This window comes from Rhodococcus gannanensis, assembly GCF_042681175.1.
Lineage (GTDB): Bacteria > Actinomycetota > Actinomycetes > Mycobacteriales > Mycobacteriaceae > Rhodococcus_G > Rhodococcus_G gannanensis.
Map to the genome: position 1 here is coordinate 371,726 of NZ_JBHUFB010000009.1, position 13,841 is coordinate 385,566.

Here is a 13,841-nt window from a genome sequence, read left to right on the forward strand (position 1 = left end):
GTGTCAAGCTGAATCGGCAGACGGGAGACCAGGACATTTCGGAGGGAATCGACGCCGTGCGAGCACGCAACGTCACGTCGTGCAGGCACGCGACATCACGCAGTGCGAACACGACGAAGGGACGCCGGGGATCCGGCGTCATGAGGGATCGATCGGAGGTGGAGCCCTACAGCTCCGAGGCGAGCGGCACGTCGGCGGCTGCGCGGTCGGTCATCCACTCCCGCAACACCTTGGTGGCGCGCACGTCGTCCTCGTTGTAGACGAACAGACGTTCACGTTGGGAGAGGTCCGGTTCGCCGTCGTAGCCGACGGCGTCGCGGTACCAACTCATCGACGCCTCGCCACCGGCCTCCGCGTCTCGCCAGTGGAATCCTGCGACGGGTGCGATCTTCTTGAGCCCCTTGCCGTTCGGGCAGATGAACTGGTCGCTGACCGCCTGGTAGACGTCCACCCAGTGCGGGCCGTCGATGAAGGTGCGCACCTGCGCCACCGTCGGGATGCCCGGCAGGCCCGCGAACCGGGTCGCCGAGTCCAACAGCCACTTGTCCTCCGCGGACCGCGAATAGCAGTACGCGGCAAAGGTTTTTCCTTGTGCGAGGGCGCTCTCGAGGGTGTCGGTCAGCCAGCCCCAGAACTCGGCGAAGGACCGCGCCTCGTCCACCGTCGGCAGCGGATCCCACGTCACGAACGGCCGGTACGGCTGCACCACGCCCGACTCGGTCAGGAGCGTGCCCCACAGGTAGGCGCCGTGCTCCTGGTAGCTCTCCATGTCGACGTCGACCTCGACGTCGGCGCGGGTCACCGTCACCTCCTCGGCACGCCGCACCAGAGGAACGCCCTTGAGCCACGCACGGGCCACCACGACAGTGTCTGCGAACCCGTTGCCCTGCCACTCCTCCGGCGCAGGTCCGTCCCAGCCGGCGAGCGCGTCGATGGTGTGGACCCCGGCGGCCCGCAACACCTCCGCCCGCGAGCCCGTCGCGACGAGGCTGACGTCTCGGGTCTCCGTCAACGCCGCCTTGCAGTCCGGCCACCACGGGCAGGATCGGCACTCCCCCACCTGTGACGGCGCCGTCGCGACCTCGCCGCGCGCCACCGCCACCCGGTCCGTGAACCGCGCGTCGTACGACTCCATGACCGCGGCCAGATCGTGCACCAGGATGCACTCGCCGCCATAGCCGATGGCTCCGCCCTGCGCGGACGGGCTTGCATGGCCGTTGCGTTCGAGCATGCGGTGGATCTGCGCGAGACGGAACTGGTCACGCAGCTGGGCGCGGACCTTGCGCGTCTCGTCTGCGGCGGGCGCCCAGGCGTCGAGCCCGGAGGTGACCGCACCCGAACCCGGGTCGGTGACCTTGTGGTTGACGACGATGACCGGGATGTAGCCGCCGCGCTCGCGGTCACGGATCAACAGTTCGGAGCGCGCTCGTCGACCGGTGTCGTGTTCGTCGGGAAGCACCGCACCCCAGATGCGGTCCACCCCCTCCGCGCACGCCCGCAGAGTCGCGGCAGCACGCTGCGACGCTCGGGTGGTGGGGTCGATGATGACCCACGAGTGACTTTCGGACCCGGCGCCGTCCATGAGTCGTTCCCGCATCGACTCCCGGAATGCCCGCGCGGCCTCCCGCCGCTGCTGAACCCCGACGTCCTCGGGTACGTCCGCGACAGCCTGCGGGTACATCGTGTCGAGGTGGACGCGATGCCGACAGCCCGTCAGCGCCCTCGGATCGATCAGCACCGACCGCCGACCGCTCGGCGTGTCGGCGGGCAGAACGGGCTCCCGTGGGCCTTGCGAAGAATTCACGATGGAACTGATTATGGTCCGCCGGTCCGACAACCCTTCCACGAGGCTCGCCCCGACCGGCCGAACCTCGACTTCGCACCGATACGCTGTACTCGGCAGTGTTCCGGCGCTCGAGCACCAGATGGAGGGGCCACCCGCATGGGTTTGTTCAAGAAACGCAAGTCGCGCGCGACCCGCCGCGCCGAGGCGAAGGCCCTCAAGCACAAGGCGAAGCTCGAGGCCAAGCACGGCGCCCGCAATGACCGCAAGAAGCTCAAGGCGGACGCGAAGTCCGCGAAGAAGGTCGAAAAGGCGCAGCTCGCGACCCTGAAAGCCCAGGAGAAGGCGGCCGCCAAGACCGGCATCACCGCATCCCAGGTCAAGCGATACCTCGGTATCGCACGCGTGGTTGCGCCTGCGCTGCTACCTCTCGTCTACCGCGGCACGGTCCTGGCCCGCACCCAACTCGACGCCCAGCGAGCCCACCGACTCGGCGTAGCCCCCGAGGAGCTCGGCGCGTACACCGGGCACGGCGCCCGGCTCAGCGCCCGGATCGCCGGCGCGGAACGCACCGCCGACGAGATCACCAAGCGGCAGCCCGACGCCGACACCGCGAAGTTCACCACCGCGGTCCGCAGCCGGCTCGCCGAACTGGACACCGCCGTCCAGGCCGCCGAGCTGATGCCGACGCAGCGACGCAAGTCCGCCCACCTCGCGATCGCGACCGAACTCGACGGCGTCGAGGCGGATCTGCTCGCGAAACTCGGCGTGCACTGACCGCACCGTCGTAGTCGTGACCTCGCACCAGACATCCGGCGGCGCCACCATCCGTGGCGGCGCCGTCGGTGTCGTGCGAGGGGGCACCACCGGACCACTCCGTGGCAGTGCAGTCGGTGCGCTCACCGCGGCCCTCGCCGTCGCCGGTCACGGACTGGCCGGCGGCGGTTATCCGACCACCGCCGCACTGACGCTGCTCGTGCTGTGCAGCACCGTCGCCGGAGCCGTCGCCGCCACCTGCCGGGGAACGCGCACCGCACTCGCGGCGGCACTCGCCGGCGGCCAGCTGCTCGGACACCTGATCCTCTCGGGCACGACGGTGCACCAGCACGCCGCGACCGCATCCGCCGCGACGATGCTCGTCGCGCACACCGTCGCCACCGCACTCTGCGCCGCGCTCATCGTCGCCGCCGAGAAGCTGTACGACCCGATCACGCGTGCCCTGCGGGTGCCGCTCCGCGGGCCGGTCGCACGTCCGCTCCGACGCCGGTCGCACCGCATTCCCGCGGCGACCGACCCGCTCACCCACCTCCTGCTCGACCACGTGGTCTCGAGACGGGGACCTCCGGCAGCCGAGTTCGCCTGACCGGTCCCCCAACATCTTTCGAGAAAGACCACACATGAAGATCCGTTCCACTCGCACCGTCCTCGTCGCCGGTGCGACCGCCGCGTTGCTCGTCGGTGGCGCAGGCATGGCGTCCGCCCACGTTTCCGTCAGCGCTCCCGGCGCCGCCCAGGGCGGCTACACCGTGCTGACGTTCCGGGTTCCCACCGAGTCCGACACCGCGGGCACCACCAAGCTCGAAGTCACGCTGCCCGAACTGAAGTCCGCCCGCACAGAGCCCCTTCCCGGCTGGACCGCGCAGGTCGCCAAGAACGCGGAGGGCGAGGCGACCTCCGTGACGTGGACCGCCGATCCCGGCGTCTCCGTGGGCCCCGGTCAGTTCCAGCAGTTCCTCCTCTCGGCCGGACCCCTTCCCACCGAGGACACCGTGTCGTTCGCCGCCGTCCAGACCTACAGTGACGGCGAGGTCGTGGCCTGGGACCAGGTCGCCGAGAACGGCGCCGAGCCGGAGCATCCCGCCCCGACGCTGACGCTCACGGAGGCCGCCGACACCGGCCACGCCCACGGAGCCGACGCGAGCACCGACACCGAGGCTGCCGGTGACGTGGACGCCACGGACACCACCGCCCGTTGGCTCGGCGGCATCGGCCTCGTGCTCGGTGCGCTCGGTGCCGCGCTCGGCATCGGCGCGACCATCCGCGGTCGTCGCTCGTGACCGGCCGGATGCGGGTCCTGGCCGTCACACTGCTGACCGCTCTGGCCGCGCTGTTCGGCGTGGGAGTCGCGGGAGCACACTCGGCAGTCGTCGGGGTCGATCCCGAGACCGGCAGCTCGATCGCCGCCGGTCCCGAACAGGTCACCGTGACCTTCAACGAGCCGCTGCAGACGAGTTTCGCGGCGCTGACGGTCGTCGGGCCCGACGGCAACCTGTGGTCGAAGGGTGACCCGACGGTGTCCGGCCCGACGATCAGCGTCCCGGTCGGCGAGCTCGGACCGGTCGGCGAATACACGATCGCGTACCGCGTCACCTCCGCCGACGGCCACCCCGTCAGCGGAACCAGCACGTTCACCCTCACGGAGGAGGGCGGCGGCACACCGGGCGCGGCGGCCGGATCGTCCTCGGAGTCGAGTGACGACTCGGGCAGCATCCCGCTGTGGCCGTTCGTCGTGGCCGGGGTCGTCGTATTCGGCGGCGGGCTGGCGTTCGCGCTCCGCAAGCGGTGATTCACGGCTCCGCCGCCCGTGCGCGCTTGTGGCGGCCCTGGCCACCACAAGCGCGCACAGGCACGCTCGCAGTTCTGGGCGGGCTGGCGGGGGTGGCGGTGGCGTGGCTGCTGGCCCACCCGAGCGGTCCGGACGCGGCGGCGACGATCCGAGTCCTGTCCGACCTGCTCGGCGCGACCGTTCTGGGCCTGTGCCTGCTCGAGCTGTTGCAACGGGGTGACCGCAGGCCCGCCGTCCCGCTGACGTGGCTGTGGCGTCCGATGGCCGTCGCGGCGGCGGCCTGGGCGGTCTCCGAAGCCGCGTTGCTCGTAGCCGCTGCCGCGGAGACCGCCGAGGTGCCGGCCGGTGAACTCGACCCGGCCACGCTCGGACACTTCGTCGCCGAGATCAGCGTCGGGCGCATCGGATTCGCGACCGTCCTCGCGACCGCCGCACTGTCGGTGGCCGCGACGGTCGCGTTCCGGCGCGACGCACACTGGCCGCCCACACCGTTCGCCGCGGTGGCCGCCCTCGCCCTGGTGGCGCGGTCCGTCACCGGGCACATGTCCGCCTACGCCCTGGGGCCGGTGCTCGTCGCCGCGCACGTGCTGGCGGCCTCACTGTGGATCGGCCCGATGATCGCGATGGCACTTGTGCTGCGCGGGCGCGGGTCGTGGGCAACGCTGCTCCCCCGCTACTCGGACCTGGCATGGAAATGCGTTGCGGTCGTGACGATCACGGGAACGGTGGACGCCGCGGTCGCGCTCGGTGGTCTCGACGCACTGGTGACCACCGGCTATGGCCGCATCGTCCTGGCGAAGACGGTCGGGCTGCTCGGTCTCGTCGCACTGGGCTGGTGGTGGCGCCGCGGGTGGGTGCCCGCCGCGGCCGCGCATCGCTCGACCCAGGCTGTCTCGCTCCGCAACGCAGGCCTCGACGTCCTCGCCCTCGCGGTGGTGTTCGGGCTCGCCGCCGCCCTGGCGACGACCGGCTGAGCGGTCCTACCCGGCTGCCGAGTCCTCGCGCCTCGCCCGCACGTGCAGGGCGGTCGCGCTGACCAGACCGATGGCCAGGAAACCGGACGCCGCGAACAGCGAGATGCGGGTGGCGTCACCGAATCCCTCGGACAGTGCCGACGTCACCTCCGGCCCCGCCGGTCCGAGCGAGCCGGTGTCGCCCTGTTCCCGCAGCCCGGAGATCGTTCCGCCCGCCGAGTCGCGGGTCGCGGTGACCAGTTGTTCCTCCGCCTGCGGCGGAACGCCCGGCACGGTGTCGAGGCGGTCGGTCAGGGTGTGCGCCAACGACACCGACAGCACCGCACCGAGAACTGCCGACCCGAGCGCCGAGCCGAGCTGCCGGACCGTGCTCTGCGTGGCCGAGCCCTCCCCCGACTTCTCCGTCGGAATGTCGGCCAGCACTGTGCCCGTCAACTGCGCGGACGCCAGACCGAGGCCCGCGCCGTAGACGGCGAGCAGCACCGCGAGCAGCCACGGGGAGACGGTCGCGGAGACGAACACCGCGACGATCGCGACGCCGACCACCTCGAGCGCGAGCCCGAGGATCACCACCCGCGTTGCACCGAGAGCGACCGCCAGGTGCCGGGCGGCGGCACCGGACGCGAACGCACCCAACGCCATGGCGGCGAGCACGAGACCGGCACCCATGGTGGACAGGCCGAGGGCGTTGACCAGGAAGAGCGGAAGCACCAGCAGCAGGCCGAACTCGCCGATCGCCACCGTCAGGGCGGTGACGTTGCCCCAGCTGAACGTCGGCACCCGGAACAGGGTCAGGTCGAGGATCGCGGACCGGTGACTGCCCACTGCGCGGTGCCGTTCCCACACCACGAACAGCACCAGCGCGATCACTCCGATCGCCCCGGCGACCGGCACCACCGACACCGGTGCGTCGGGGGGCCACGTCCACCCGAAGATCGTGAACTCGGCGATCGGCGTCCACCACCCGAGGCTCTGCCCCTCGATGAGCGCGAAGATCACGCCGCCGAATCCGATTGCGCTGAGCAGCAATCCGTCGACATCGAGACCGGGCACGGTGATCGTTGCCCGCGTGTTCCGGACCGCGAGCAGGGCACCGAGCAGCACCGCGATACCGATCGGGATGTTCACGACGAAGATCCACGGCCAGGTGAAGTAGGTGGTCAGCCAGCCACCGAGGAGGGGGCCGACGGCCGCCATGCCGGAAATCACTGCACCCCACACGGCGAACGCCACCACCCGGTCGCGACCGCGGAAGGTCGCGTTGACGCTCGACAGCGTGGTCGGGAGCACGAACGCGCCACCGATGCCCTGCACCAGGCGTGCCGCGATCAGCGCGGTGGCACTGCCCGCGACGGCGGCGAGGAGGCTGCCGATCAGGAACACCACCACGCCGGCGATGAACATGGTGCGCCTGCCGAGGCGGTCACCGAGGCGTCCGGCTGTGAGCAGCAACGCCGCGAACACCACCGAGTAGATGCTGTTGACCCACTGCGCGTCGGTCAGGTCCATGTCGAGGTCGGTGATGATGACCGGCAACGCGACCCCGACGATCGTGCCGTCGACGACGATCATGGACAGGCCGGCGGCCAGCACACCGAGCCCGATCCAGTCCCGCCGGGTCGCCCGCGCTTCGGCGGTGTCCTCAGGCGCCATGCGTCACCCTCCGTGTCGAGTCGAGACGGTTCGCCGTCCGATCTCGATTCCATCAGCAGCACGTCGGAAAGGCGCGCCCACACGCACCTACGCCGGCGAAATCAACCTTTCGATGGAGTTCGGTGGGTCCGTGGGTCATCCTGAAACGTGGACCTGTGCTCCCCACCGTTCGGAGTCGACATGACCACCAAGATCGTTCTCGTCACAGGAGGCTCCTCCGGCATCGGCGAGGCCACCGCCCGCACGCTCGCCGCCCGCGGCCACACCGTGTACGCCGCTGCCCGCCGCACGGACCGCCTGGAGAAGCTGACCGACGACGGCATCCGGCCGCTCGCCATGGACGTCACCGACGACGCCTCCGCGCGCGGGGGCGTCGAGAAGATCGTCGAGGAGGCGGGCCGCATCGACGTCCTGGTCAACAACGCCGGCTACGGCTCGTACGGCGCCGTCGAGGACGTACCGCTCGACGAGGCCCGCTACCAGTTCGAGGTCAACGTGTTCGGCGCAGCGCGGCTGGCACAACTCGTCCTCCCGCACATGCGACGGCAGCGCAGCGGCACCATCGTCAACATCACGTCGATGGGCGGCAAGATCCACACCCCGATGGGCGGCTGGTATCACGGAACGAAATTCGCCCTGGAGGGCCTCAGCGACTGCCTGCGCCTCGAAACCGCGCCGTTCGGGATCGACGTGGTCGTGATCGAACCCGGAGCCATCGCGACCGAATGGGGTGGCATCGCGGCCGACCACCTCCGCGAACGCTCCGGCGACGGCGCCTACTCCGCCCAGGCCCGAGCGGTCGCGGACATGCTGTCCTCGGAGTCGAACCGCAGCCGCAACTCGTCACCGCAGGTCGTCGCCGACGCCATCGCCAAGGCCGTCGACGCCCGCCGACCGCGGACCCGATACGCCATGGGATTCGGCGCCAAACCCCTGATCGCCCTGAAGTGGTTGCTGCCCGACCGCGCGTTCGACGCGATCGTGAAACGTGCCGTCGGCGTTCGGAGCTAGGGCGCGAGTGTCGAGGCGGCGAACGCCAGCGCCTGCGGCCACGACAGGGCGGAGGCAGCCTTGTTCACCGGGTTTCCGTGCCGGACAGGTGAACTGAAGCCGTGCTCGGCGCCGGGGTAGACGTGCACGATCGTCGCCCCGGACTCCCTCGCCTCCAGGGCCCCGCGCAGCGCGCCGAGGGTATGCGCCGACAGGATGTCGTCGTTCCCGGCGTGCAGCACCATCACCGGCGCGCCGATGGTCGCGGCCTCCGTGACGGCGTCCCGGGTGTGGTTCGCGGCGGCCGGTTCCCAGATCGACGGGTGGTAGGCGATCACGTTGCGCAGCAGCGGATACCGGGCACCGAGCAGGAGCGCGAAGCGGCCGCCGAGGCAGTAGCCCACGACACCGATCCGCTCGAACCCGAGTTCGTCGCGGAGATATGCCAGGAGCGCGTCCATCTCCGCGAGGCAGGCGTCGTCGTCGAGCCCGGCCATCAGTTCGAACAGTCGCGGCCTCGGGGTGTCGTCGGCGGTCGGACCGTGCCACGGATCCCACACCAGTGCCGTCATCCCGGCTGCGGCGATGTCCGCGGCGAAGCCACGCACCTGGGAATCGATGCCGGTGATCATCGGCAGCACCAGCATCGCGCCGTTGCCGACGGTCCAGTCCACCGGCCTGGCCAGGTGTGCCGTCAACTCACCCACGACGACGGTTTCGGTGTCCACCCCGTTCACACGGTCTCCTTCCTCGGTCCGGTCACTGCCGGAACACAGTCGCACATCGCCGTCGTTCGACGAGAACGTGGCGTGGTTCGGGTGTAGCGTCGACGGCACCCTTTCGACGGGACACAACGAAGGCTCGGACCGACAGCGACTCGACCCGCAGGAGGACCCAGTGAGCAACGACGATCCCCGCGACCTCGCCCACACCACCCGCGAACACCCGGGTGAGTCGATCGAGGACTCCCGCAACTGGCCCGGACTGATCCTGGTCGCCCTCGGCATGGCCGCGCTCGGGCTGACCCTCACCGGCGCCGGCTACGGTTTCGCCGGCTGGGCGTGGATCGGCGCAGCCGTCTGCGCCACCTGCTTGGTACTGGGTGCCAGTCTGGTGGTCGCCGAGCACCGGCGGGTCAAGAAGCTCGATGGCGCGGGACTGGCGGTCCAGTTCGGGCACTGACGGAGGTCAGGCGCCCTTCTCCAGGTACCGCTTCATGGCGGTGAGGGTGTCGTGCATGCCCTGCTGCATGAGGGCGTCCCGGTTGCTGCCGATGAGCCGCGACCGCTGGATCAGGCGCACGTACCAGGCCGGCGTGCCGTAGATCTCGCGTGTCTCGGTGATCCGGGAACCGGAGTCCGTCGGCTGCACCTCGTACGTCCAGCGGGCCTTCGGCTCGTCCGACTCGAACGAGAAGCGTTCCCCGGGAACGACGTCGACGACGGTGCAGTGCGTCGTCCAGCGGATCGCGCCGTGCCGGTTGCCGCCCGTGAAGGTGGCGCCGACGGTGACGGGCTCACCACCGGTCCAGTGCCCTGCCGTGTTCTCGGGACTGAACCGGTGGTAGCCGGCGATGTCGGTGACCAGATCCCACACCCGCGACGGCGGTGCGTCGACCTCGATGTTCGCGACGTCCATGTCACCACCGTCTCATGCGGTCAGCGGCCGGGCAGGTATTTCATGACCGCGATGAACGGGGCCAGCACCTTCGACCAGATCTTCGGCGGGAGACCGCGGGGCCCACCGAGGTTGAGGACGCGAGTGGTGGCGACGGTCTGCGACTCGGTGTACTTGAGGAGTCCGTCGAGGCCGTGCCTGCGCCCGACACCGGAGACGCCCATGCCGCCCATCGGCGCGGCGGTGCTGCCCCACGCCGGGGCGTACCCTTCGTCGACGTTGACGGTTCCGGCACGGACACGAGCGGCGATGGCCTCGCCCTCGGCCTTGCTTCCCGCCCACACGCTGGCGTTGAGCCCGTACTCGGTGTCGTTGGCCTTGGCGACGGCCTCGTCGACGTCGGCGACGGGGTAGATCGACACCAGCGGACCGAACGTCTCGTTGCGGGCGCACTCCATGTCGTCGGTTACGCCGGTCAGGACGGTCGGCTCGTGAAACAGCGGGCCGAGGTCGGGGCGCGCCTTTCCGCCCGCGACGACGGTCGCACCCTTGGCGACGGCGTCCTCGACGTGCCCGGACACGGTCTTGACCTGGGATTCCGACACCAGCGAGCCCATCTCGACCCCGAACTCGTAGCCGGCCGCGAGATTGATGTTCTTCACCCGCTCGCCGAAGATCCGCGTGAAGTCCGCCGCCACCGGCTGCTCGACGTAGATCCGCTCGATGGAGATGCACAGCTGGCCTGAGTTGGAGAAGCACGCGCGGACGGCGGCATCGGCGACCTCGCGCAGGTTCGCGCCCTTCGTCACGATCATCGGATTCTTGCCGCCGAGCTCGGCGGAGAACCCGATCAGCCGGCGACCGGCCTGCTCGGCGAGCAACTGCCCGGTGGCGGTGGAACCGGTGAACATCAGGTAGTCGGAGTGCTCGACGATGGCGGTGCCGACCACCGAACCGGGTCCGGGAACGACGGCGAACAGGTCCTTCGGGAGGCCCGCCTGGTACAGCAGGTCAACGCACGCGAGCGCACAGTACGGGGTCTGACTGTCGGGCTTGAGGACGACGGCATTGCCGGCGAGCAGGGCGGCGATGGCGTCGGAGACCGCGAGCGTCATCGGGTAGTTCCACGGCGAGATGACGCCGACGACACCCTTGGCGTGATGGTGGACGACGGTCTTCGTCAGACCCGGGAGCATGCCCTGCACCCGCTTCGAGCGCAGCGCCTTCGGAGCGAGCCGGGCGTAGAAGCGGGACGTCATCGCGATGTCGAGGACTTCCTCCAGCGCGGACACCCGCGCCTTGCCGGTCTCAGCCTGCGCCATGTCGAGCAGTGCGTCGCGGTTGGCGAGGACCAGGTCGCGGTAGCGGTGGAAGATCTCGGCGCGCTCGAGGGGCGTCCGCGCCGCCCAGTCGCGCTGCGCGATCCGTGCCCGCGCGATCGCGTCGACGGCGTCCTGCGCGGTCCCGACCGGAATCGTCGCCAGTTCGCGGCCGGTGAACGCCTCGACAACGGGTCGGGTCGGGCGGCTCGCGGCGTCGGGAATGGCGACGAGCTTCCCGAGCCTGTCGAAGGTCGCGGCGGACGGAGCTGGCATTTCATACCCCTACTGGTTGGTAGTTCTACCGGTTACACACAACCTATTCGCCTGTGCGCGGTTCTGGTAGTCCCCACTACCAAAAGCGCGCACAGGTGTGGGTGGACGGTGGGGACAGAAACCTGCGCAGGGGGCCGGTATGTGATCGGTCACAGTTTCGCTCTTTTTGGGGTCATTCCAGAACACGATGCAGTGCTTATAGCGTTCCACTATCGAAATTCTAAAAACTATCGATTGGCGCAATCAATCAGGCCTCGTTAGCTTCGAATCACACACACGACAACACCCCGATTCGAGTGAGGCTCTTCATGTCGCTGATCAACAAGCAGATCAAGCCGTTCTCCGCAGAGGCGTTCCAGAACGGTGCCTTCGTCACCGTCTCCGACGAGGACATCAAGGGCAAGTGGGCGATCTTCTTCTTCTACCCGGCCGACTTCACGTTCGTCTGCCCCACCGAGCTCGGTGACCTCGCCGACCACTACGAGGAGCTGCAGCGCCTGGGCGTCGAGGTCTTCTCCGTCTCGACCGACACGCACTTCACGCACAAGGCGTGGCACGGCTCGTCCGACACGATCAACAAGATCAAGTACGCGATGATCGGCGACCCGACCCTGCAGATCAGCACCGACTTCGAGGTTCTCCGCGAGGACCAGGGCCTCGCCGACCGCGGCACCTTCCTCGTCGACCCCGACGGTGTCGTCCAGTTCACCGAGGTCACCGCCGAGGGCATCGGCCGCAACGCCGCCGAACTCCTCCGCAAGGTCAAGGCCGCGCAGTACGTCCGCAACCACCCGGGTGAGGTCTGCCCGGCCAAGTGGGAAGAGGGCGAAGAGACCCTGGCCCCGTCGCTGGAGCTCGTCGGCAAGATCTGATTCGCCGCATCACGTCCGAATCGGTGGCACGGGACAACGACGTCCCGTGCCACCGGGTAGGACCGCCGTAGGCGAATCCGCGTCCCGGCTCGACCTGAGCATCTGCCTTTTCCCACCCGCGCCACACCCCCACGGAGTTGATCCTCATGCTCGAAGCCGGCCTCGCCAACCAACTGAAGTCCCTGCTCGAGAAGGTGACCCAGCCGATCGAGCTGGTGTCCAGCCTCGACGACAGCGCCAAGTCCACCGAACTCGCCGGGCTCCTCGACCAGATCGCCGGCCTGTCCGACCAGGTCACGCACGCCCGCACCGGTGACGACCCCCGCCGTCCGTCCTTCGCGATCCGCCGCGTCGGCACCGACGTCGAGGTCCAGTTCGCCGGCATCCCGCTCGGCCACGAGTTCACCTCCCTCGTCCTCGCCCTGCTGCAGGTCGGCGGCCACCCCTCGAAGGAAGCCGCGGACCTCCTCGCGCAGGCACGCGACCTCGAGGGCGATTTCTACTTCGAGACCTACTTCTCGCTGTCCTGCCAGAACTGCCCCGACGTCGTGCAGGCGCTGAACGTGATGGCCGTCGTCAACCCGCGGATCAAGCACATCGCCATCGAGGGCTCCCTCTTCCAGGACGAGGTCGACAGCCGTCAGGTGATGGCCGTGCCGACCGTCTTCCTCAACGGTGAGCCGTTCGGCTCCGGCCGGATGAACCTCGAGCAGATCGTCGGCAAGCTCGACACCGGCGCCGCCGAGCGCACCGCCACCGCGATCTCCGAGAAGGACCCCTTCGACGTGCTCGTCGTCGGCGGCGGCCCCGCAGGCGCGACCGCGGCGATCTACGCCGCCCGCAAGGGAATTCGCACCGGCGTCGTCTCCGAGCGCTTCGGCGGCCAGGTGCTCGACACCATGGGCATCGAGAACTTCGCGTCCGTCCCGTACACCGAGGGCCCGAAGTTCGCGGCCGAGCTCGAGAACCACGTGCGCCAGTACGAGGTCGACATCATGAACACCCAGAACGCTGCGAAGCTGACCGCGGCCGAGGTAGAGGGCGGCCTGGTCGAGGTGGAGCTCGCCAGCGGCGCCCGGCTGCTCTCCCGCAGCGTGATCCTGTCCACCGGTGCACGCTGGCGCGCGATGAACGTCCCCGGCGAGAACGAGTACCGGAACAAGGGCGTCACCTACTGCCCGCACTGCGACGGACCGCTGTTCAAGGGCAAGCGGGTCGCCGTGATCGGTGGCGGCAACTCCGGTGTCGAGGCCGCGATCGACCTCGCCGGCATCGTCGAGCACGTGACGCTGGTCGAGTTCGACTCGCAGCTGCGCGCCGACGACGTCCTGCAGCGCAAGCTCCGCAGCCTGCCGAACGTCGACATCCTGCTCAGCACCCTCTCCACCGAGGTGCTCGGTGACGGCACAAAGGTCACCGGTCTGGCGTACACGGACCGCACCGACGACTCCGCGCACACCGTCGACCTGGACGGCGTGTTCGTGCAGATCGGCCTGCTTCCGAACACCGAATGGCTCGAGGGCACAGTCGAACTCAGCCCGCGCGGCGAGATCGTCGTCGACGAGCACGGCCGCACCTCGGTGCCCGGCGTGTTCGCCGCGGGCGACTGCACCACCGCGCCGTACAAGCAGATCATCGTGGCCGCCGGCTCCGGTGCGACCGCCGCTCTCGGCGCGTTCGACCACCTGATCCGCACCAGCACCCCGGCAGAGGCGGAGATGGCCACCGCCTGACCCACACCTCCTGTTCGGCTGAAGGTGGCGTTCGTGCGCGTAGATCGCACGAACGCCA

The 13,841-nt window shown here is 69.5% G+C and carries 14 protein-coding genes; 9 read left to right on the plus strand and 5 right to left on the minus strand.

Going from position 1 to position 13,841, the window contains the following annotated elements:
• Positions 1-166: 166 nt before the first annotated feature.
• Positions 167-1,735 (minus strand): TM0106 family RecB-like putative nuclease, encoded by a 1,569-nt coding sequence (locus ACFSJG_RS08515; protein ID WP_378485256.1) that lies wholly within the window; start codon positions 1,733-1,735, stop codon positions 167-169.
• A gap of 207 nt (positions 1,736-1,942) precedes the next feature.
• Here ACFSJG_RS08515 and ACFSJG_RS08520 point away from each other — a divergent pair, with 207 nt between their 5' ends.
• The 5 genes from ACFSJG_RS08520 to ACFSJG_RS08540 all read left to right on the plus strand — a co-directional run bounded on the left by ACFSJG_RS08520 (position 1,943) and on the right by ACFSJG_RS08540 (position 5,323).
• Entirely contained in the window at positions 1,943-2,560 is a 618-nt protein-coding gene (locus tag ACFSJG_RS08520) for a DUF6474 family protein (RefSeq protein ID WP_378484771.1), read from the plus strand.
• A gap of 16 nt (positions 2,561-2,576) precedes the next feature.
• A complete protein-coding gene (locus ACFSJG_RS08525) occupies positions 2,577-3,146 on the plus strand; it encodes a hypothetical protein (RefSeq protein ID WP_378484772.1) in 570 nt (189 codons plus the stop codon).
• A gap of 34 nt (positions 3,147-3,180) precedes the next feature.
• A complete protein-coding gene (locus ACFSJG_RS08530) occupies positions 3,181-3,840 on the plus strand; it encodes a YcnI family copper-binding membrane protein (protein ID WP_378484773.1) in 660 nt (219 codons plus the stop codon).
• A gap of 8 nt (positions 3,841-3,848) precedes the next feature.
• Entirely contained in the window at positions 3,849-4,349 is a 501-nt protein-coding gene (locus ACFSJG_RS08535) for a copper resistance CopC family protein (protein ID WP_378485257.1), read from the plus strand.
• Between the two features lie 98 nt (positions 4,350-4,447).
• Positions 4,448-5,323 carry a copper resistance D family protein gene (locus ACFSJG_RS08540; protein WP_378484774.1) on the plus strand — a complete coding sequence of 292 codons (876 nt, stop codon included), beginning with the start codon at positions 4,448-4,450 and terminating at the stop codon, positions 5,321-5,323.
• A gap of 6 nt (positions 5,324-5,329) precedes the next feature.
• Here the strand turns inward: ACFSJG_RS08540 and ACFSJG_RS08545 are convergent, their stop codons facing one another.
• Positions 5,330-6,976, minus strand: coding sequence for an MFS transporter (locus ACFSJG_RS08545; RefSeq protein WP_378484775.1), 1,647 nt, complete (start codon positions 6,974-6,976; stop codon positions 5,330-5,332).
• Positions 6,977-7,156: 180 nt separating this feature from the next.
• Here ACFSJG_RS08545 and ACFSJG_RS08550 point away from each other — a divergent pair, with 180 nt between their 5' ends.
• On the plus strand, positions 7,157-7,987 hold the full coding sequence (locus ACFSJG_RS08550; protein WP_378484776.1) for an oxidoreductase: 831 nt from the start codon (positions 7,157-7,159) through the stop codon (positions 7,985-7,987).
• Here ACFSJG_RS08550 and ACFSJG_RS08555 read toward each other — a convergent pair.
• Positions 7,984-8,703, minus strand: a complete 720-nt coding sequence (locus ACFSJG_RS08555) for a dienelactone hydrolase family protein (protein ID WP_378484777.1) — start codon at positions 8,701-8,703, stop codon at positions 7,984-7,986. The two genes, ACFSJG_RS08550 and ACFSJG_RS08555, sit on opposite strands and share 4 nt — an antisense overlap.
• Positions 8,704-8,863: 160 nt before the next feature.
• On the opposite strand from ACFSJG_RS08555, the gene ACFSJG_RS08560 reads away from it, so the two are divergent.
• A complete protein-coding gene (locus ACFSJG_RS08560; RefSeq protein WP_378484778.1) occupies positions 8,864-9,148 on the plus strand; it encodes a hypothetical protein in 285 nt (94 codons plus the stop codon).
• A 6-nt stretch (positions 9,149-9,154) separates the two neighbouring features.
• Here ACFSJG_RS08560 and ACFSJG_RS08565 read toward each other — a convergent pair whose 3' ends face one another.
• Complete coding sequence (locus ACFSJG_RS08565; RefSeq protein WP_378484779.1) at positions 9,155-9,604, minus strand: SRPBCC family protein; 450 nt, start codon at positions 9,602-9,604, stop codon at positions 9,155-9,157.
• Between the two features lie 20 nt (positions 9,605-9,624).
• Positions 9,625-11,178 carry a succinic semialdehyde dehydrogenase gene (locus ACFSJG_RS08570; protein WP_378484780.1) on the minus strand — a complete coding sequence of 518 codons (1,554 nt, stop codon included), beginning with the start codon at positions 11,176-11,178 and terminating at the stop codon, positions 9,625-9,627.
• A gap of 308 nt (positions 11,179-11,486) precedes the next feature.
• Here ACFSJG_RS08570 and ahpC point away from each other — a divergent pair, with 308 nt between their 5' ends.
• Together ahpC and ahpF are read left to right on the plus strand one after the other, a co-directional pair.
• Positions 11,487-12,050, plus strand: a complete 564-nt coding sequence (ahpC, locus tag ACFSJG_RS08575) for an alkyl hydroperoxide reductase subunit C (protein WP_378484781.1) — start codon at positions 11,487-11,489, stop codon at positions 12,048-12,050.
• Positions 12,051-12,196: 146 nt separating this feature from the next.
• Complete coding sequence (gene ahpF, locus ACFSJG_RS08580; RefSeq protein ID WP_378484782.1) at positions 12,197-13,783, plus strand: alkyl hydroperoxide reductase subunit F; 1,587 nt, start codon at positions 12,197-12,199, stop codon at positions 13,781-13,783.
• Positions 13,784-13,841 lie beyond the last annotated feature (58 nt).

Coding starts and splice junctions, on each gene's coding strand:
- ACFSJG_RS08520 (WP_378484771.1), top strand. CDS start 1,943: ATGGGTTTGTTCAAGAAACGCAAGTCGCGCGCGACCCGCCGCGCCGAG.
- ACFSJG_RS08530 (WP_378484773.1), top strand. CDS start 3,181: ATGAAGATCCGTTCCACTCGCACCGTCCTCGTCGCCGGTGCGACCGCC.
- ACFSJG_RS08535 (WP_378485257.1), top strand. CDS start 3,849: ATGCGGGTCCTGGCCGTCACACTGCTGACCGCTCTGGCCGCGCTGTTC.
- ACFSJG_RS08545 (WP_378484775.1), bottom strand. CDS start 6,976: ATGGCGCCTGAGGACACCGCCGAAGCGCGGGCGACCCGGCGGGACTGG.
- ACFSJG_RS08550 (WP_378484776.1), top strand. CDS start 7,157: ATGACCACCAAGATCGTTCTCGTCACAGGAGGCTCCTCCGGCATCGGC.
- ACFSJG_RS08565 (WP_378484779.1), bottom strand. CDS start 9,604: ATGGACGTCGCGAACATCGAGGTCGACGCACCGCCGTCGCGGGTGTGG.
- ACFSJG_RS08570 (WP_378484780.1), bottom strand. CDS start 11,178: ATGCCAGCTCCGTCCGCCGCGACCTTCGACAGGCTCGGGAAGCTCGTC.
- ahpC (WP_378484781.1), top strand. CDS start 11,487: ATGTCGCTGATCAACAAGCAGATCAAGCCGTTCTCCGCAGAGGCGTTC.
- ahpF (WP_378484782.1), top strand. CDS start 12,197: ATGCTCGAAGCCGGCCTCGCCAACCAACTGAAGTCCCTGCTCGAGAAG.